23 protein-coding genes are annotated in these 19,746 nt (G+C 35.1%); 11 read left to right on the forward strand and 12 right to left on the reverse strand.

Annotated features, from left to right (window positions below; genetic code table 11):
* Positions 1 to 320 precede the first annotated feature (320 nt).
* Positions 321 to 1,070, forward strand: coding sequence for a tRNA pseudouridine(38-40) synthase TruA (truA, locus tag GN157_RS02455; protein WP_157481543.1), 750 nt, complete (start codon positions 321 to 323; stop codon positions 1,068 to 1,070).
* Positions 1,067 to 2,815, forward strand: coding sequence for an ABC transporter ATP-binding protein (locus GN157_RS02460; RefSeq protein WP_157481544.1), 1,749 nt, complete (start codon positions 1,067 to 1,069; stop codon positions 2,813 to 2,815). The genes truA and GN157_RS02460 overlap by 4 nt, the downstream gene beginning before the upstream one ends.
* Positions 2,816 to 3,207: 392 nt before the next feature.
* On the opposite strand, the gene GN157_RS02465 is transcribed toward GN157_RS02460, so the two are convergent.
* The 10 genes from GN157_RS02465 to GN157_RS02510 form a co-directional block, all read right to left on the reverse strand.
* A complete protein-coding gene (locus GN157_RS02465) occupies positions 3,208 to 3,672 on the reverse strand; it encodes a DNA-deoxyinosine glycosylase (RefSeq protein ID WP_157481545.1) in 465 nt (154 codons plus the stop codon).
* 108 nt (positions 3,673 to 3,780) lie between these two features.
* Positions 3,781 to 4,653 (reverse strand): succinate--CoA ligase subunit alpha, encoded by an 873-nt coding sequence (gene sucD / locus GN157_RS02470; RefSeq protein ID WP_157481546.1) that lies wholly within the window; start codon positions 4,651 to 4,653, stop codon positions 3,781 to 3,783.
* Positions 4,654 to 4,803: 150 nt separating this feature from the next.
* The gene (locus GN157_RS02475; protein ID WP_157481547.1) at positions 4,804 to 5,559 is read right to left on the reverse strand and encodes a hypothetical protein; all 756 of its coding nucleotides are present in this window, start codon (positions 5,557 to 5,559) and stop codon (positions 4,804 to 4,806) included.
* 3 nt (positions 5,560 to 5,562) lie between these two features.
* On the reverse strand, positions 5,563 to 5,925 hold the full coding sequence (locus tag GN157_RS02480; RefSeq protein ID WP_157481548.1) for a nuclear transport factor 2 family protein: 363 nt from the start codon (positions 5,923 to 5,925) through the stop codon (positions 5,563 to 5,565).
* A 3-nt stretch (positions 5,926 to 5,928) separates the two neighbouring features.
* Positions 5,929 to 6,861: a UDP-3-O-(3-hydroxymyristoyl)glucosamine N-acyltransferase gene (locus GN157_RS02485; RefSeq protein ID WP_157481549.1), complete on the reverse strand. Its 933-nt coding sequence runs from the start codon at positions 6,859 to 6,861 to the stop codon at positions 5,929 to 5,931.
* 66 nt (positions 6,862 to 6,927) lie between these two features.
* Positions 6,928 to 7,494, reverse strand: a complete 567-nt coding sequence (efp, locus tag GN157_RS02490; protein WP_157481550.1) for an elongation factor P — start codon at positions 7,492 to 7,494, stop codon at positions 6,928 to 6,930.
* A 70-nt stretch (positions 7,495 to 7,564) separates the two neighbouring features.
* Entirely contained in the window at positions 7,565 to 8,350 is a 786-nt protein-coding gene (gene lpxA, locus GN157_RS02495; RefSeq protein ID WP_157481551.1) for an acyl-ACP--UDP-N-acetylglucosamine O-acyltransferase, read from the reverse strand.
* A 10-nt stretch (positions 8,351 to 8,360) separates the two neighbouring features.
* Positions 8,361 to 9,749: a bifunctional UDP-3-O-[3-hydroxymyristoyl] N-acetylglucosamine deacetylase/3-hydroxyacyl-ACP dehydratase gene (locus GN157_RS02500; protein ID WP_157481552.1), complete on the reverse strand. Its 1,389-nt coding sequence runs from the start codon at positions 9,747 to 9,749 to the stop codon at positions 8,361 to 8,363.
* A 13-nt stretch (positions 9,750 to 9,762) separates the two neighbouring features.
* A complete protein-coding gene (gene lpxD / locus GN157_RS02505; protein WP_157481553.1) occupies positions 9,763 to 10,785 on the reverse strand; it encodes a UDP-3-O-(3-hydroxymyristoyl)glucosamine N-acyltransferase in 1,023 nt (340 codons plus the stop codon).
* 23 nt (positions 10,786 to 10,808) lie between these two features.
* Complete coding sequence (locus GN157_RS02510) at positions 10,809 to 12,053, reverse strand: HD domain-containing protein (RefSeq protein WP_317163499.1); 1,245 nt, start codon at positions 12,051 to 12,053, stop codon at positions 10,809 to 10,811.
* 361 nt (positions 12,054 to 12,414) lie between these two features.
* Here GN157_RS02510 and GN157_RS02515 point away from each other — a divergent pair, with 361 nt between their 5' ends.
* Positions 12,415 to 12,981: a hypothetical protein gene (locus tag GN157_RS02515; RefSeq protein ID WP_157481554.1), complete on the forward strand. Its 567-nt coding sequence runs from the start codon at positions 12,415 to 12,417 to the stop codon at positions 12,979 to 12,981.
* Positions 12,982 to 12,984: 3 nt separating this feature from the next.
* Positions 12,985 to 13,953 (forward strand): hypothetical protein, encoded by a 969-nt coding sequence (locus GN157_RS02520; protein WP_157481555.1) that lies wholly within the window; start codon positions 12,985 to 12,987, stop codon positions 13,951 to 13,953.
* Here GN157_RS02520 and GN157_RS02525 read toward each other — a convergent pair.
* Both GN157_RS02525 and GN157_RS02530 read right to left on the reverse strand, forming a co-directional pair.
* On the reverse strand, positions 13,937 to 14,170 hold the full coding sequence (locus tag GN157_RS02525) for a hypothetical protein (RefSeq protein WP_157481556.1): 234 nt from the start codon (positions 14,168 to 14,170) through the stop codon (positions 13,937 to 13,939). The two genes, GN157_RS02520 and GN157_RS02525, sit on opposite strands and share 17 nt — an antisense overlap.
* A gap of 62 nt (positions 14,171 to 14,232) precedes the next feature.
* Positions 14,233 to 15,378 (reverse strand): THUMP domain-containing class I SAM-dependent RNA methyltransferase, encoded by a 1,146-nt coding sequence (locus GN157_RS02530; RefSeq protein WP_394350052.1) that lies wholly within the window; start codon positions 15,376 to 15,378, stop codon positions 14,233 to 14,235.
* Positions 15,379 to 15,454: 76 nt separating this feature from the next.
* Here GN157_RS02530 and GN157_RS02535 point away from each other — a divergent pair, with 76 nt between their 5' ends.
* The 7 genes from GN157_RS02535 to GN157_RS02565 are packed head-to-tail and all read left to right on the forward strand — an operon-like array spanning position 15,455 to position 19,707.
* On the forward strand, positions 15,455 to 16,186 hold the full coding sequence (locus tag GN157_RS02535; RefSeq protein ID WP_157481558.1) for an SAM-dependent methyltransferase: 732 nt from the start codon (positions 15,455 to 15,457) through the stop codon (positions 16,184 to 16,186).
* 3 nt (positions 16,187 to 16,189) lie between these two features.
* Positions 16,190 to 16,918 carry a ZIP family metal transporter gene (locus tag GN157_RS02540; RefSeq protein ID WP_157481559.1) on the forward strand — a complete coding sequence of 243 codons (729 nt, stop codon included), beginning with the start codon at positions 16,190 to 16,192 and terminating at the stop codon, positions 16,916 to 16,918.
* 18 nt (positions 16,919 to 16,936) lie between these two features.
* Entirely contained in the window at positions 16,937 to 17,752 is an 816-nt protein-coding gene (gene murQ, locus GN157_RS02545; protein WP_157481560.1) for an N-acetylmuramic acid 6-phosphate etherase, read from the forward strand.
* Positions 17,739 to 17,978, forward strand: coding sequence for a DUF6095 family protein (locus GN157_RS02550; RefSeq protein ID WP_157481561.1), 240 nt, complete (start codon positions 17,739 to 17,741; stop codon positions 17,976 to 17,978). Before murQ ends, GN157_RS02550 begins: the two co-directional genes overlap by 14 nt.
* Positions 17,965 to 18,552 carry a DUF1572 family protein gene (locus GN157_RS02555; RefSeq protein WP_157481562.1) on the forward strand — a complete coding sequence of 196 codons (588 nt, stop codon included), beginning with the start codon at positions 17,965 to 17,967 and terminating at the stop codon, positions 18,550 to 18,552. The genes GN157_RS02550 and GN157_RS02555 overlap by 14 nt, the downstream gene beginning before the upstream one ends.
* Positions 18,549 to 18,920, forward strand: coding sequence for a DNA topoisomerase IV (locus GN157_RS02560; protein ID WP_157481563.1), 372 nt, complete (start codon positions 18,549 to 18,551; stop codon positions 18,918 to 18,920). The genes GN157_RS02555 and GN157_RS02560 overlap by 4 nt, the downstream gene beginning before the upstream one ends.
* Before the next feature lie 10 nt (positions 18,921 to 18,930).
* A complete protein-coding gene (locus GN157_RS02565) occupies positions 18,931 to 19,707 on the forward strand; it encodes a TerC family protein (protein ID WP_157481564.1) in 777 nt (258 codons plus the stop codon).
* Positions 19,708 to 19,746 lie beyond the last annotated feature (39 nt).

A 19,746-nucleotide genomic window follows, 5' to 3' on the forward strand; every position in this document is an offset into this window, starting at 1 on the left:
ATAAAGTATGGGGTATTTAATGTTTCCTTTTTTCATACAAAATACCTTGTTAAGGCTAATCTCATATTAAAATACGGAATTACAATACTCTCAAAAAAACAGAAAACTTGAATACAATCATTTATTACTCTTTAAATATTTTATATGAATGATACTTATTTTCTTTGTCATAATTAATTAATGCAGTTATTTACGAGTGAATATAAATAACCTCTATTTAACACTGTTAAAAAATATAATTTGTTACTTTGCCTGTCTGTAACTTTGCGCCGTCAATACCCAAAAAATAGTATCTTTGCATAAAAAATTAGCTACAGGTTTTGAGGTATTTTATTGAATTTGCTTATAACGGAAAAAACTATCACGGGTGGCAGTATCAGCCACACAGTATATCGGTACAGGAAGTATTAAATAAAGCCCTCTCTACCCTGCTAAAACAACCTATAGATGTTACAGGGGCCGGCCGTACAGATACAGGCGTGCATGCAAAACAAATGTATGCCCATTTTGATTTTGATAAGGAACTGGACAGTAGCTTCTGGACAAAAAAACTCAACGCATTTTTACCAAAAGATATAGTGGTTTACAGGATAATACCACTACATGACGATGCACATGCCCGTTTTGATGCTACCAGCCGTACCTACGAATATCATATACATACCTTTAAGGATGCCTTTGATAACGAAGCCAGTTGGTATTATTTCCACAAACTGGATATAAATAAAATGAACGAGGCTGCCAAAATCCTTTTTGAGTATAAAGATTTTAAATGCTTCTCCAAAACGCATACTGATGTCAAAACATTTAACTGCGTAATGATGGAAGCCAACTGGCAACAAAATGGCAACAAACTGGTATTTACCGTTGCTGCCGACAGATTTTTAAGAAATATGGTAAGGGCAATTGTAGGCACATTGGTAAGTGTGGGACAAGGCAAACTAACCTTACAGGAATTTAGGGAAATCATAGAGAGTCGCGACAGGAATAAGGCAGGCTTCTCGGTTCCCGCACACGGATTGTACCTAACCAAAGTAGCATATCCGTACATCGATCAAGAAATAATATGAAAGCAATAAAATCCACATCACTAAAAAAAGTACTAAAGTTTACCAAACCTTACAGGGCACGCTATAATGCTGTTATCTTTTTTGCAATATCGCTATCGCTTTTTGCCGCCCTTAGGCCATACCTTTTAAAAAGAACGGTAGACGAATATATTAGCCCTAAAGACGAAACAGGTCTGTTGTATTACATTATTGCAATGGGAGCTGTTTTAATGCTTGAGGTAGCCTCACAGTTTTACTTTGTTTATTGGGCAAACTGGCTGGGACAGGATATCGTTAAGGATATTCGTGAGAAGCTTTTCAGTCAAATTTCACGTTTTAAAATGAAGTTTTTTGATAACGAACCTGTAGGTAAACTGGTTACCCGTACTGTTTTTGATATCGAATCTATCGCCAGGATTTTTAGTCAGGGGCTGTTCATGATTATTAGTGACCTGCTTAAAATGATTGTTATACTGGGGTTTATGTTCTACATGAACTGGAAGCTTACCTTTATCGTATTACTGGCAATGCCTGTTTTACTTTATGCCACCCGAATTTTCCAAATCAAAATGAAAGCGGCATTTGAAGAGGTTCGTGCCCAAATATCAAACCTTAACACCTTTGTACAGGAAAGGCTTACCGGTATGAAAATCGTTCAGCTTTTTAACCGTGAGAAAATTGAGTACGAAAAATTTAAGGACATTAACAGAAAGCATAATAAAGCTTGGTTAAAAAACATTTTATACAACTCCATCTTCTTCCCTATTGCCGATATTATTTCGTCTATCACATTAGGTGTTATTATCTGGTACGGAGGTTTAAATATTCTTAACGGAGACAACATAACCACATTTGGTGATTTGTTTGCTTATACTATGTTTATAAGTATGCTGTTTAACCCATTAAGGCAAATTGCCGATAAGTTTAACGAGCTTCAAATGGGTATCATTGCTTCCGACAGGGTATTAGAGCTACTTGACTCAGAAATGAAAATACAGGATGCCGGTACTCTTACAGCTACTCACTTTAAAGGAAACCTGAACTTTAAAGATGTTCGTTTCAGCTATATTGAGGAAGAAGAAGTAATTAAAGGAATTAATCTTGATGTAAAAGAAGGAGAAACCATTGCTATAGTTGGTGCTACCGGTGCCGGTAAATCTACTATTATAAATCTGTTAAACCGTTTTTACGAAATAGATAGTGGTACAATTTGTATAGATGGTACTAATATTAATGAGTTTACCCTGGAAAGCCTTAGAAAACAGATAGCTGTAGTGCTACAGGATGTTTTCCTTTTTGCCGATACTATTTATAACAATATCACACTGGATGATCCTAATATAACCAGAGAACAGGTTATAACAGCTGCAAAAAATATTGGTGTTCATAATTTTATTATGTCATTACCTAACGGTTATGATTACAATGTAAAAGAACGCGGAGTAATGCTTTCTTCGGGTCAACGACAGCTTATAGCCTTTCTAAGAGCTTATGTGAGTAACCCAAGCATATTAATATTAGATGAGGCAACATCTTCAATAGATACTTATTCTGAAGAACTTATTCAAAATGCTACTGATACCATTACACAGGGAAGAACATCTATTGTTATAGCGCACAGGCTTGCCACCATTATTAATGCCGATAAGATTATTGTAATGGACAAAGGTAAGATTGTAGAAGCAGGTTCACACTACGAGCTCATCAATAAAGATGAAGGGTATTATAAAAACCTATACTATTCCCAGTTTGCTGTTGAGAGTTAACAAAACATAAAAAAAGCTGCCTTAGGGTAGCTTTTTTTAACACATCTTTTTAAAAATAAAACCATTTAACGAATAATTACGTAAGTATTATTGTAATAAAACACAATATTATAAGAATATTACCGTTAATATTTTGAAAAACAAACACTTAATCAAGAAATACTTTTAATAAAAATTTAATATAAAATTAGAAATATTTAATTTATAAATACTGAACTTGCTACTATCAAAATCAACCCCACAGTATTATGAAATGGACTAACTTAAAAAACAGGCTAAAGCTCCTTATTGAGGTAAGCGTTAGAAGCTACCGCCAAAGACGGTTAAGGAGGTATTTTACTTCGTGAGCAATTTAAAGATATCATGAAGAGAATATTTTGCCATTGATTTTTTTAAGTCAGTGGCAAAATTTTTTTTGTCCATATCTCAAGTTTATCAGCAAATGATTTAGTTGCATTAGCTCCGCTTGGGGAAGGCAATACATCATAATTAAAATTGTCTTTGCGCCCTAAATATTTATCATAATATACCGCCGCATTTTTACTGGCGAAAAACACATGCTTTATATTAGGATGATTCCTGTAGAAATCATCAAAATTATTAGGTATCTCATTTTTAATATTACTGTCAAGACTACCCTGCCTCTCGCAAAACTCAAGCACATCCCATAAAGCTATATTATACTTGGCCAACAGTGATTTTCGATTCTCATAATCTAAAGAGAAATCTTCATCCAATACATTATACATCAGTTTCCAAAACTGGTTCCCTCTATTACCATAATATTCTCCCAATTCCAGCGACTTCTCTCCCGGCATGGTACCAAGTATCAGTATAGTACATTTACTATGTGCCAGGGGCGGAAATGCTTTTTCATATTATCATTATTAAACATACTACAATATAAGTTTTAGCCATAAAAAAAGCCTCACAATGTGAGGCTTTAATTTTATGATCTAAAGAAATTATCCTAAAACTTCTTTTACTTTTTTACCTATCTCAGCTGGAGAATCAACAACGTGGATACCATTCTCGCTCATAATACGTTTTTTAGCTTCTGCTGTATCATCAGCACCACCAACAATCGCACCTGCGTGACCCATTGTTCTTCCTTTAGGAGCAGTTTCTCCGGCAATGAAACCAATAACAGGTTTTCTGTTACCGTCAGCTTTAATCCATTTAGCAGCATCAGCCTCAAGCTGACCACCAATTTCACCTATCATAATGATAGCTTCAGTTTCAGGATCGTTCATTAAAAGCTCAACAGCCTCTTTAGTAGTAGTACCAATAATTGGGTCACCACCAATACCAATAGCTGTAGTAATACCTAAACCTTGTTTTACAACCTGGTCTGCAGCTTCATAAGTAAGAGTACCTGATTTAGAAACGATACCTACATTACCTTTTTTGAATACAAAACCTGGCATGATACCAACTTTAGCCTCACCCGGAGTGATAACACCAGGACAGTTAGGACCTACTAAACGACAGTCTTTACCTTGTATGTAGTCATAAGCTTTGATCATGTCTGCAACAGGGATACCTTCTGTAATAGCAATAATTACTTTGATACCTGCCTCAGCAGCTTCCATAATTGCATCAGCAGCAAATGCCGGCGGAACAAATATGATAGATGTATCAGCACCTGCAACATCAACTGCATCTTTTACAGTATTAAATACAGGACGATCTAAGTGAGTAGTACCACCTTTACCCGGTGTTACACCACCTACTACGTTAGTGCCATATTCAATCATTTGGGTAGCGTGGAAAGTACCTTCGCTTCCTGTGAATCCCTGAACAATTATTTTGGAATCTTTATTAACCAGAACACTCATGATATATTTTTTAAATTATTTTTTAAATCGCATTGCAAAAATAGCTTTTTACTAATTATATATAAAGCTTTTTTTAATTTTTATAGATTAAATTTCAACAAAAACACTTACAAAACCTATCAGCAATTAACTTTACTTATAAGCTATGGATTAAAAACTAAATCCATAAAACACTATTTCAAAAATTACTATTACTGTTAACCATTTTTTTTGTTCTTCATCCGGTATGTCAATTAATTTCAAAACTTCATGAACAGTACCATGACCTGTAACTTCATAGTGAGGAATACCATAGCTTTTTTTTCCTAATCTATACAAAGGATTTCTTACTACAGGTGATAATTCATGACTTGGAAAAATTTCAGCTATAACTACTCCGTTAAAGATAACTTTATATGGATCTTTTGATGCATATCCTGATCTGGTGAGTGCGCCTATCAATTTACCGGTAGAATTTGAAATGCTAAGCTGAGAATTAATTTCTCCAATAAATTCATTGTTAAAATATACTTTCTTTAAGGAATTTTCATATTCAATACTAACTGAAAATTCTGTAGAACCTGCAATAATTTTACCATCTGCCCTTAACCCTCGGTCTATTCTTTGAAAAGCAATTAAAGCCTTGTTATCTAAAGTATTTATATAACCGGTAACTTTTCTTGAAAAACCTTTAGTAAAATTTAATGACAAATTATTACTAACCTTATTTAAATCAGATACATTCCATTTAACCAAGTTACTCTTCATATGATTTACCTTTGCAATCATATCGTTGTTTTCTCCGGCTAAAAAAACTTCAGATTTTTTCTCAGTAGACTTTTTATATACGTAGTATATAAAAAAAGCACCTCCAGAGAAAGGAATAAGTAACATTAAAATCACTATGATTATTATCACTGTAGTCATAAACTAAGCTAACTGACTCATTAAAAAACCTTTATAAAACTGATTGTCTTTTATTTCCCAAATAACCATAAAATTAGCTAATACCATTTCTTCATCAGGATTTTCAAAAGCATGTACATAATGAGTATAACGTACACTAACGGTATCCCCTTCCTCAATAATATGAGATATATTTACACGCGATGAAATGTAAGATTTATTCAGTTCGGCAGCTAAAGCCAGTAAATCATCCTTATCAAGCTCAAGATAGCCTTTAGAACTGTTCCATTGCAATACAATGTCGTTATGAATAAAACGTTTCAGGGCTTCTGCGTTTGCATAAGCTTGTGAATTATAATACTCTAAAACCAGTTCTTTAGCTCCCATATCTTATTTTTTTAATTTTTCTAAAATTTCGGGAATACGTTTGATATGTGCAAGTTGTTTTAGCTTTTCTCTCGATTCTTCTGCAGGATAGCCAAAATATACTTTTCCGCCTTCAAGAGATTTACTAATGCCCGACTGTGCCAGTAACACTGCTTTACTGCCTATAGTAATACCGCTGGTAGTACCAACCTGCCCCCAAATCGTAACTTCATCTTCAATGATAACACAACCTGCAATACCGGTTTGTGCTGCTATAAGACATTTTTTACCTATTACAGTATCATGACCTATATGCACCTGATTATCAATTTTAGAACCTTCACCAATGGTAGTATCTCCTGTTACTCCCCTGTCTATAGTACATAATGCACCAATACCCACGTTGTCTTTAATCACAACACGACCACCGGAAAGTAACTGGTCAAACCCTTCGGGACGCTTTTTATAATAAAAAGCATCGGCTCCTAAAACAGTACCAGCATGTATAATAACATTATCACCTATAACAGCATTGTCATAAATTACAACGTTAGAATAAATAAGACAGTTTTTACCAATAGTAACATTTTCGCCAACAACAACGTTAGGCTGTATAACAGTACCCTCACCTATTTTAGCTGTAGGTGCTATAGCTGCTCCTGCTGCTTTAAAAGGCTGAAAATGTTTGGTAAGTTTATTGAAATCCCTAAACGGATCATCTGAAATTAAAAGTGCTTTACCTTCAGGACAATCAACTTCTTTATTGATAAGTACAATAGTCGCTGCCGACTGTAATGCCTTATCATAATATTTAGGATGATCTACAAAAACTATATCTCCCGGTTCAACCACGTGAATTTCATTCATACCGTGTACCGGGAAGTTCTCATCACCTACAAAATCACAGTCAATTATTGCCGCAATTTCCTTAATAGGATAAACTTTAGGGAATTTCATAAAAATGAAAATGAATTAAGATAAAAAAGCCAGTTTAAACTATTTTAAACTGGCCTGTAGTATAAATTATTCTTTAACACGCTCAACATAAGAGCCTGTTGCAGTATCAATTTTAATTTTATCACCTTCGTTAATAAACAAAGGAACGTTTACAGATGCACCTGTCTCAACCTTAGCAGGCTTAGTTGCATTTGTTGCGGTGTTACCTTTAACACCCGGTTCTGCATAAGTAACTTCAAGAACAACAGAAGCAGGCATATCTACAGATAGAGGAGCTTCGGTTTCAGTATTAATGATAACCATTACCATTTCTCCTTCTTTTAAAAGATCCGGTGCATCAAGAATATCTCTTTGAAGAGAAATTTGCTCATACGTTTCGGCATGCATAAAGTGGAAAAGATCTCCTTCAGGATACAAATACTGGAATTTGTGAGTTTCTACCCTTACGTCTTCAATTTTATGACCTGCAGAGAAAGTGTTATCAAGTACTTTACCTGTTGTTAAGCTCTTTAGTTTAGTTCTTACGAAAGCCGGTCCTTTACCTGGCTTAACGTGTAAGAATTCGATAATCTTATAGATATCGTTATTGTATTTAATACATAGTCCGTTGCGAATGTCTGATGTACTAGCCATTATTACTTACTGTTAAAATTTTATTACTTTGTTTGCTTGTGTCTGTATTTTTCAGCTTTACAAAAATGTATTAATACATTCCTGTATATCCTTTCATTATACCTCTTGACGAGTTTCTAACCGCCATGATAATTTCATCACGTTCCGGAGTAGCTTCCATTTCAGCCTCAATAATTTCGATAGCCTGAGTTGTATTGTAATTTCTTTGGTATAGAATACGATAGATGTTTTGTACTTCACTTATCTTTTCTGAAGTAAACCCTCTTCTTCTAAGTCCAACAGAGTTGATACCAACGTAAGAAAGTGGCTCCCTTGCAGCTTTTACAAAAGGAGGAACATCTTTACGTACTAACGAACCACCGGTTACAAAAGCGTGGTTACCAATAGTACAAAACTGGTGTACTGCTGTTAAACCAGCTAACACAACATAGTCGCCCACAGTTATGTGTCCTGCTAAGTTAGTATTATTAGAGAAGATACAAAAGTTCCCCACAAAACAATCGTGAGCAACGTGAGAATAAGCCATGATAAGACAGTTGTTACCAATAACGGTTTTCATTCTGTCAATAGTACCTCTGTTAATGGTTACACACTCCCTGATGGTTGTGTTATCGCCAATTTCGGCAGTAGTGTCTTCTCCCTGATATTTTAAATCCTGTGGTGGTGCAGAGATTACTGCCCCCGGAAATATGTTACAGTTTTTACCAATACGTGCCCCTTCCATTATGGTCACGTTAGATCCTATCCAGGTACCTTCCCCAATTACTACATTATTGTGAATGGTAGTAAAAGGCTCAATCACTACATTTTTGGCTATTTTAGCCCCCGGATGTACATATGCTAAAGGTTGATTCATAAAGTCTTGTTTAACTGTTTTTGACAATTTGCGCCATTAGTTCTGCTTCTGCTGCAAGTTTACCGTTTGCATAAGCGTTAGCCTGCATGTGGCAAATACCTCTCCTTATAGGAGAAATAAGATCACACTTAAATATAAGTGTATCGCCAGGTAAAACCTTTTGCTTAAACTTAACGTTGTCAATTTTCATAAAATAAGTAAGATAGTTCTCAGGATCTGGTACAGAACTTAATATTAATATACCCCCTGTTTGAGCCATAGCCTCAACTATAAGCACTCCCGGCATTACCGGAGCACCAGGGAAGTGACCTACAAAGAAGCTCTCGTTCATGGTAACATTTTTAAGTCCTACCACGTGGCTGTCGCTCATCTCAAGTATCTTATCTACCAATAAGAATGGCGGACGGTGAGGCAGCATGCTCATAATTTTGTTTACATCCATAAGCGGCTCCTGATTCAAATCGAAAACAGGTACCTGGTTGCGCTGTTCTATTTTTACCAGTTTAGACAATTTTTTAGCAAACTGAGTGTTTACAAAGTGTCCTGGTTTATTTGCTATAATTTTACCTTTAATTCTTGTTCCTACAAGCGCAAGGTCACCTATTACATCAAGTAGTTTGTGACGTGCAGCCTCATTAGGGTAATGAAGCGTTAGGTTATCAAGAATACCGTTTGGTTTAACTGCAATAGAGTCTTTACCAAAAGCAACCTTTAGGTTTTCCATTGTTTCAGGAGATATTTCCTTATCCACATAAACAATAGCATTGTTAAGGTCACCACCTTTTATAAGACCGTTATTTAAAAGCGTTTCTAGCTCATGAAGGAAACTAAAAGTCCTTGCATCTGCAATTTCAGCTTTAAAATCTTTCAGGCTTTTTAAAGTTGCGTTTTGTGTACCTAAAACTTTAGTACCAAAATCAACCATTGTGGTTACCTGATACTCATCAGAAGGCATAACAATAATTTCGCTTCCTGTAGTCTCATCAGTATAAGAGATTACCTCTTTTACCACATATACTTTTCTTTCTGCATCCTGCTCCTCTACTCCTGCTTTTTCAACAGCTTCAACGAAGTATTTGGAAGAACCGTCCATAATAGGTGGCTCAGAAGCATCCAGTTCTATAATAACATTATCAACATCGCAACCCACAAATGCAGCAAGAACGTGCTCTGAAGTTTGTATTTTAACTCCATTCTTTTCAAGGTTTGTACCTCTTTGCGTGTTTACTACATAGTTGGCATCTGCCTCTACAATAGGATGTCCTTCAAGGTCTACCCTTACAAAAGTATATCCGTTGTTTACCGGTGCAGGCTTAAAAGTCATAGTTACTTCTTTACCTGTATGAAGTCCTACTCCTTTTAATGAAATTTCACTTTTGATTGTGGTTTGCTTAACCATAAATCTATTTTTATTATTGTTTGATTTGTTGTTTAATATCCTCTACATCTGCAACTATTTTAGGCAGATTTTTAAAGTGTACATATGACTTATTGAAGTCAGAATACCCCAATGAAGGTGTCCCCTGTACAGTTTCACCGTCAGCAAGGTTTTTAGATACTCCCGATTGTGCCTGTATGCGTACATTATTACCTATGGTAATGTGCCCTACGATACCAACCTGACCACCTATAATACAGCTCTTACCTATTTTAGTAGATCCGGCAATACCGGTTTGCGATGCTATAACAGTATTTTCTCCTATTACAACATTGTGTGCAATTTGTATTTGGTTATCCAGCTTAACACCTTTTTTAATAACTGTAGAACCCAGTGTAGCTCTGTCAATAGTAGTACAGGCTCCAACATCTACATTATCTTCAAGAATAACGTTTCCTATTTGAGGTACTTTATGGTATTCTCCTTCTTCATTAGGTGCATAACCAAACCCGTCAGAACCAATAATAGCCCCCGAATGAATAGTACAGTTATCGCCCATAACAGTTTCAGAATAAACTCTTACTCCTGCAAAAAGAATACAGTTGTCACCAATGGTAACATTATCACCCACAAAACTATTAGGATAAATTTTTACGTTGTTACCTATTTTAACATTTTTACCTATGTAACAAAAACTACCAAGATACAGGCCTTCTCCATATTCGACATTATCTGACAATACAGAAGGTTGCTCAATACCTGATTTCATAAGCTTAACCTGATTATAATATTCAAGTAGCTTAGAGAACGATTTGTAAGCATCATCTACCTTAATAAGCGTAGTGCTAAGTTCTGATTCAGGTTCAAAAGTCCTGTTAACAATAGTAATGGTTGCTTTTGTAGTATATATATATGGTGAGTATTTTGGATTTGCTAAAAAAGTAAGAGAACCGTCTATCCCCTCCTCAATTTTAGCAAGAGTATGAACTTCCGCTTCCGGATTCCCCACAACATCTCCTTCTAAAATACCCGCTATTTGTTCTGCTGTAAATTTCATCCCGACAAAAATATAAAATTTAATTAAATGACTGCTTTTTCCAAAAGCACTTTTGGAAAGCACAGGTAATACTTAGTAACAGGTTTGGATAATGCTTTAAGGTTCAGTTGGTCTGAAGCTTCAACAACATCTTCCACAGTTCTGTCTTTTTTCAATATATGTATCGGTTCATCAGTTTTATTATATGCCTGATTTTTAATTTTGCCTTTAAAAACGAAATAGTCAGCCTCTTTTTCAGTCAGTTTGTATTTCAAAACAAACTCATCTCTTAGCTTTTTAACTTCGTCCTTACTTACTTTTTCAGACTGTAGCCTAATTTTAGGAAGATCCCTGTCAATTAACATTCTGCACAAATTACTCAGTACAAAATCGTCTTCAAAACGCCATTCCTTGATAGCAGAAATAACATCAAAATCATCCAGCATTGAGAAAGTGTACAATACCTTATCATTAAAATCTTCCAGAGATATTTTATTTTGAAGGAAAAACTGTAACGGACTACTTGCTGTAAGTATCCTGCCGTGTTGGGTAAGCTCTTTAGCTCTTTTAAGTATTTTAGTCAGTACCAGTTCGGCAGCAAGACTGGTTTTATGTAAGTAAGCCTGCCAGTACATTAACCTACGGGCTACAAGAAATTTCTCTACAGAGTATATCCCTTTTTCCTCTATTACAAGCATATCGTTTTGCACATCCAGCATCTGGATAAGCCTTTCAGAATTGATATTCCCCTCGGCAACGCCCGAATAGAAACTATCACGTTTCAGGTAATCCATCCTATCCATATCAAGCTGACTGGAAATAAGGTGAAGCATAAACTTCCTGTGGTACTCTCCTTTAAATATTTTTATAGCAAGATCTAGTTCTCCGTTAAACTCACGGTTTAGCTTATCCATAAATAATAAAGAAATAGACTCATGGTTAACATCTTCCACTATGCTATGCTCCATAGCGTGAGAGAAAGGTCCGTGACCTATATCGTGTAATAAAATGGCAATGTAAAGTGCGTTTTCTTCCGCTTCAGATATCTCTACTCCTTTAAAGCGCAGTACCTGAACGGTTTTCTGCATAATATGCATACATCCTAACGCATGATGAAAACGGGTATGGTGTGCTCCGGGATAAACAAGATAGGACATCCCCATTTGTGAAATACGCCTTAAACGCTGAAAGTAAGGATGCTGAATAAGATCATAAATAAGCGGATTGGTAATAGAAACAAATCCGTAAATAGGATCGTTAAATATTTTAAGTTTATTGATATTGTTCACTAATTAGGTAATTTTCAACAAATATACAATATCTCTCCTATGAGAAAAGCCGTAAACATAGTTTTTTTAACACTGTTAAACATACTATTAACGCTATTTTACTACAAACGTTAAACCTAGGTTAATTTTATTGCTAAAGCCAAAATTTATATCGTAAATACTTAATTTTATGGTGTTTAATTAAAGAAATGCGTAAACAATCCAACTTCAGCCGAATAGGTTATTAACAAAAATCTTCAACCGGCCTGAAAACAATAAAAACGTTATTTTTTGTTACTTAGGTTATTGAAGGAAAAGGTCTGTAAAGAAAATTTGCAGGCCTTTTTTGATTATATTAGCACACACAATCCTTACCATCATTATGACTCCCTTTCTAATAATTTTCACTATTTTTTTCATAATAACATTAATCATTGGAGGTGTTATTTATTTAATTTACCTTCCTTTCAAAATCTACCTGAAGAAAAAAAAGTGGTTAAACCAAAAACGAAACAGGATAATAAATTACAGTTACCTGTTTTTACTTTTTGTAATACCGGCATACATTACTTATGACGCCTTCTACCCTAGTAAAGAATTCTATATTGAAGAGTTTAAAAGTGTAACACATCTGGACTTTCCAAACTCAGGAAAATTTGTATATAAAAAAGCATCATACCCTGATTTTCATGGTGATTATTTTTCCAGTTCTCAAATAAAATTATCTCAAAATGATTATAAAGAGCTTTATAAAAAGATATCTCTTGATAGTAACATGGTAAAAACTGAAAGTATAAGCCGTTTCAAAGAGTTTGACGACATCAAAACCAAAAGTGAATTAGAAATAATAAATGGTTTTACCCGCAAAAACGGAGAAAACGATTTACACTGTTATATAGGTTTTTGCAATGATAGTCAAACTATATTTGTAAACGTCATTCAGTCATAAAAAATGGAGATAAAACAAAACACTATATATATTACAGGAGGCACTTATGCCCTACTTATTAAGGCACTTGAACAATGGATTGAAGCATATACCGATGTACTTAATCCTGATTTTATATTCCAAATTAATCCGGTAAGCAATAACAAACACATAATAATCGCTGATAAGAGACTGGATAATGAGCTGTTTTTCTTTCTTGTTAATTACATCAAGTTCCCTATAAAGATTGAGTATAACATTAACTTAAAAGCTTATACTATTTTAGAAAGTCACTTTACAGGAAAACAGGCTATGATTTTTATTAATGAAAATGATAAAGAGTTTGATAATGTAAATGCTGTAGCTACAGATAATGAGATTTTAAAATTTGATTTTGGAGGAAAATCAAAACAGATAAATAATAGTGATGTAATTTTTACATTACCTGATTTTCAGCTAAGTGATTCCAAACATTCAAAAATAATAAAACCTAAAGAGAAGAAAAATTACAACACAAATGATAATACTGAGTCATCGGCTTCCTTTCAGCTCAACATCATAATTGCCATTTGTGTTATGATACTAATAGCTACTGCTCTTTTTTCACATAAAAATTTTTCCCTCTATAACATATTGGTATTTGTCGGATATGGATTGTTGCTGTTCGGTGAGTATGAATTACTACAACATCCAAAAGCGTATAAAAAAGCTCTTGTTTTTTCGGTAATACTAGCTATTTACGGTATTATACTATTACTAATCTCCCATACTGATGAAAAAGATAAAGATATTATTTTCTATCTTTCTCTTTCCCCTGTAATATTCCTTTTATACCAAAAACCAATACGACAAAAATTTATAGCATTATATGGTAAAGAACCTATAATTGAAAGACTTAATAAAGATTCTGATTTTATATATGGTTTGGTTTTATTCGGACTTACAGCAGCAACACTTTACTTATTGAGTTTAGTTGTTACTTTACTTCCTTAACACCTTTTACAAAAAGCCATTTCATAAATATTTTTTCTTCCCCCTGAAAACGTACTGCCTGAAATTTAGGAGATAGTATTGTTGAAACCACTGCCGACGTAATAGGAACCATATACCCCGTCATGTGAGTAAAATTCACTATCAATACATAAACAATGAAGTAAAAAAATGCAAATCCTAAAAAGTTATATAATAAAGCCTTATTCTTTTTACTCATAACTAATTTATTTTTTTCAGTATTACCGAATATTATATAATTAAGTTTTTAGGGACTAAAACTTAGTCCCTGTTTTGAAATTTGGTACGCTTACTGCCTTCATACATTTCATACTTCACCAATCTTGCTTCCAGCTTACCGTTAAATAGTTTTATTTTACGCGATGGTTTAAGCCCAACATATTTAAGCGCCTCAAGATTAGCTGTAATAAACCATGCGTTAGTATTGGAGTACGCTTGTTTTAAAGTATCTCCCAGTTCTCTGTAAAAACGCTCTAAATGAATATCAAGCCGTTCTCCATATGGCGGGTTAAACACCATGTGAAGCGGACCTTTACTTTGTTTCTGCGTTTCAAAAAAGTTTTCCTGCGATATAGTTACATACTCATCGAGGTTAGCATTCCTGATATTATCTTTAGCTTTCATCACTGCCGATGGCGCCTTATCATGCCCTTTAATGGTATAATGGAATTCTCTTGTCTTTTTAAGTAACGACTCCACTATAGTATCAAAAAGGTCGTTATCCCAGTCATGCCATTTTTCGAAAGCAAATTCCTTACGGTTAATATTTGCCGGAATGTTACAGGCAATCATAGCTGCTTCGGCCAGTATAGTACCGCTACCACACATTGGGTCTAAAAAGTCGCTATCCCCTTTCCAGCCAGATAGTAACAGCATACCTGCTGCAAGCACCTCGTTTATTGGGGCTATGTTTGTAGCTGTTCTATACCCTCTGTGGTGTAAAGATGCTCCCGAAGTATCGAGCGCTACCGAACATTGATCGTTATGAATATGTACGTTAATCCTTAGGTCTGGATAGTTTTTATCAATATCCGGTCTTTTGCCAAACTTATCCCTAAACTGGTCTACAATAGCATCTTTAGATTTAAGGGCTACAAACTGAGAATGGTTAAAATGATCTGAACTCAGGGTAACATCAATCACAAAAGTATCGTTCACATTAATGTACTCACTCCAATCAATCGACTGAATTCCGTTATAAAGGCTCTTATCGTTATAAGCCTTAAACTTTTTTACCGGTTTAAGTATTTTTAAAGCTGTACGCAGGGCAATATTAGCTTTGTACATAAAGCCTTTATCGCCTTTAAAGCTTACCATTCTTACCCCCTGCTCAACATCTTGCGCACCAAGGGCTCTTAATTCGTTTGCCAGTATCTCCTCAAAACCAAAAAAGGTTTTGGCTATCATTGTATAATTATTTTCCATAATTCACGCTCAAATTCTTGGCAAAAATAAACTAAATTTGCGGGTACATTAAATGAATATGCAAAAAGAAACAAACAACTGGTTTGCATCCTGGTTCGATACACCCTATTACCATATACTCTATAAAGACCGTGACTATGAAGAGGCTCAGCTCTTTATGGACAATATTACCGGTTATTTAAACCTCCCCGAAGACGCTAAAATATTAGATTTAGCCTGCGGAAAAGGGCGTCATTCCATATACTTAAATAAGCTTGGATATGATGTAACCGGAGCCGATCTTTCGGAAAACAGCATAAAAGAGGCATCAAAACATACAAACGACAAACTACATTTTGTAGTGCACGACATGAGAGATACATGTAATGAAAAGTATGATGCCATATTTAACCTGTTTACCAGTTTTGGTTATTTTGAGAGCGACGATGACAATCTTACTACATTAAAAGCAATACACAACAGCTTAACCGAATATGGTTTTGCAGTTATTGATTTTATGAATGTTCATAAAGTAATTGCAGATTTAGTCCCTCAGGAAACTAAAGTAAAAGATGGTATAGAGTTTCACATAAAACGTTATGTTGAAGACAACCATATTATAAAAGAAATTGATTTTAACGATAAAGGGCAGCAATTCCATTTCACCGAAAAGGTAAAAGCCCTTACCCTTGAAGATTTTGAAGCCATGATGGAAGAAGCAGGTATTTACCTGCTGGATGTTTTTGGCGACTATAAACTGCATAAGTTTTACAAAAATGAATCTGAACGTTTAATAATGATTTTTAAATAACCCATGATATATATATTGCCCTTACTGTCGGTAATTTTAGGTTATGTAATGGCTTTAATATTAAAGCCTACAAACCGTAAGAACCTTAAGCTACTTTTGGCTTTTAGTGGTGCGTTCCTGCTTTCATTAACCGTTATGCACCTGTTGCCCGAAGTTTATGAAGCAAGCCTGCATGATCATCACGGTCATGACCACGACCATTCTCACAACAACCCTATAGGCCTATATATAATGGCAGGTATTATATTCCAGATTATTTTGGAATATTTTTCTAAAGGTGCCGAACACGGGCATGTACATGGCAGCGGACACAACCATGAACATGACCACACAAAAATGCCATGGCTCCTTTTTATAAGCTTATGTATACACGCATTACTGGAAGGTATGCCGGTAAGTCATCATCATGGTATGGCTTGGGGTATCGCCATACATCACTTCCCTATTGCCATTATACTAACAGCTTTCTTTATAAACAGCGGACTTAACAAAACCATCGTTATGCTGTTTATGCTTGTATTTGCCTTTATGACTCCGCTGGGAACGTTACTGTCAGAACAATTACATTTTATAGAACACTATTTTACAGAAATTTCAGCTGTTGTTATTGGTATTTTATTCCACATTTCATCAACCATTATTTTTGAAAGTAACGAAGGACACAAGTTTAACCTTGCCAAGCTTTTAGCTATTATACTGGGAGTTATTATGGCTTATTTTCTGCAATTTTAATATAAAACATAATTATTCATGTCGTTTACCAAAACTACAGAAGAAAGTTCAAAATACGAGCATCTTGAAAAGATGTCGGTTTCACAGTTACTTCACAATATAAACAACGAAGACAAAACCGTACCTCTTGCTATTGAAAAGGCGCTACCGCAAATTGAAGCCTTAATAGAACAGATTATTCCAAGAATGAAAGATGGCGGACGCTTGTTTTATATAGGTGCAGGCACCAGTGGCAGACTTGGAATTGTAGATGCTTCCGAATGTCCTCCTACTTTTGGTGTACCGTTTGATTTGGTTATCGGTCTTATTGCCGGAGGTGATACTGCTATACGCAAAGCCGTAGAGTTTGCCGAAGACGATAAGGAACAGGCATGGAAAGATCTTTCAGAATACAACATAAACCATAATGATACTGTAGTAGGCATAGCTGCTTCGGGCACTACACCATACGTTATTGGCGGACTTGAAAAATGTAATGAGAATAACATCCTTACAGGATGTATTACGTGTAATGAGGGCAGTCCGTTAGCTAAAACAGCCCAATACCCTATTGAAGTGGTTGTGGGTCCTGAATTTGTAACGGGAAGCTCACGCATGAAAGCCGGTACGGCACAAAAACTGGTTCTTAATATGATATCTACCGCTGTGATGATTCAGTTGGGTCGTGTAAAAGGCAACAAAATGGTAGACATGCAGCTTAGTAATCACAAGCTTGTAGACAGAGGTGTGCGAATGATTATGGATGAACTTAACATCCCCCGTGAAGAAGCAGAAAAACTGTTACAGGAGCATCAAAACGTTAGGAAAGCAATAGAAAGTTATGGCAACAAATAAAAGAATACTTGTAAAAGGCCTTACACGTTTAGGATGGGCATTACCTATGTTTGTTATGGGACCTGTAATAATACACAGTTCCTTTAAAAATCAGGGACACCCGTTTTATGTACCTATACTGGGTGTAGGTATAATAATTTGTATCAGCGCTATGGTATTTATGTTTTTAGGAATAAAAACTATAATGAAAAGCCTTTTTGAAGGAGATAAAAATGAGCATCAGTAAACAATATCTTGACAGTATAAAAAAACAGTTTGAGTACTACAAAAACGTAGCCGAAAGAGCTATGGAACAACTGGAGCCACAACAATTTTTTTACACTGTTAATGATGACTCAAACAGCATAGCTGTAATTATAAAGCACTTACACGGAAACATGATGTCACGATGGACGGACTTCCTAGCTACAGATGGGGAAAAAGACTGGAGAAACCGTGATGATGAGTTTGAACAGCCTATTACAAACAAAGAAAACCTGATGCAGCTGTGGGAAGAAGGGTGGTCATGCTTTTTTAATACTATAAATAGCCTTACTCCTGAAAACCTGACTCATATTATCTATATAAGAAATGAGGAACATACTGTAATGGAAGCCATAAACCGACAGCTTTCCCACTACCCTTACCATATTGGACAGATAGTGTTTTTTGCCAAACAAATTAAAAACACTCCATGGGATAGCCTTACCATTCCTAAAAATAAATCGGGAGAGTATAACAAACAGAAGTTTGAACAGGAAAAAGGACAAAGAAGTTTTTTAGATACCGAACTCAACAAGATTAAAAAGAATAACTCATGAAAAAACTACTAATACTACCTGTAATACTTTTATTAGCTTCATGCTACCAGCAGGAACGTAATTGTACTGATTTCAAAACAGGAAAATTTAAGTTTGAACAGGAAATAGACGGTAAAACACAAACCACCATTTTTGAAAGGACTGAAGACCTTGAAATAGATACCTATGAAGGTAAAAGTGATACAGCTTCCATCCGTTGGATTAATGATTGCGAATATATCGTGCAAAAAATCCATCCTAAAAACATGCAGGAAAAAAAAGCTGTACACATGAAAATACTAACCACAAAAGGAGACACATATACTTTTGAATACTCTTTTGTGGGAGATAGTAATAAACAGAAGGGAACTGTAACAAAAATTGATTAACTTCACAGTTATGGAAATTTTCTTAAATCCTAATACCTGGGTAGCTTTACTAACCCTTACGTTTTTAGAAATCGTACTGGGTATAGATAATATTATATTTATATCTATTGTTACCGGTAAACTACCTGAAGAAGAACGTAAAAAAGCCACGAGGCTTGGTCTTTTCCTTGCAATGTTTATGCGTATTGCACTATTGTTTGGGGTAACATGGCTTATCGCCATGAAAATGGTGCTTCTCCCTATTGACTGGGGATGGTTTAGTGCCGATATTACCGGACAGGCTCTGGTGCTATTGGCAGGTGGGTTATTCCTTATCTACAAGAGTACTAAAGAAATACATGAAAAGGTAGATCATAAAGGTGAAGAGGAAGCACAGCTTAATACCACTAGTAAGAAAAAGTCTTTTTCAGGGATTATATTGCAAATACTGATGATTGATATAATCTTCTCTGTAGATTCTATCCTAACAGCTGTAGGTATGACAAATGGTGTTGAAGGTGCTCTTATAATAATGATTACAGCTGTAGTAATATCAGTAGGGATTATGATGCTGTTTGCGGTACCTGTAGGTACGTTTGTAAATAATAATCCGTCACTACAAATATTAGGGCTTGCCTTTTTAATACTTATAGGCTTTATGCTTATAACCGAAAGCATGCACTTGTCCGATGCTCAACTGGCAGGACAACGTGTTGGTGCAATTCCAAAAGGTTACTTATACTTTGCTATTGCATTTTCTGTTTGTGTAGAATTCCTGAATATGAAAATGAGGAAAAAAGAAAAATAAGAAGAGTCAAATAATTAAAATATAATAACAAAAAGTCCC

Origin of the sequence: Flavobacterium rakeshii, assembly GCF_009741375.1 — a bacterium.
Classification (GTDB): Bacteria; Bacteroidota; Bacteroidia; order Flavobacteriales; family Flavobacteriaceae; genus Flavobacterium; species Flavobacterium rakeshii.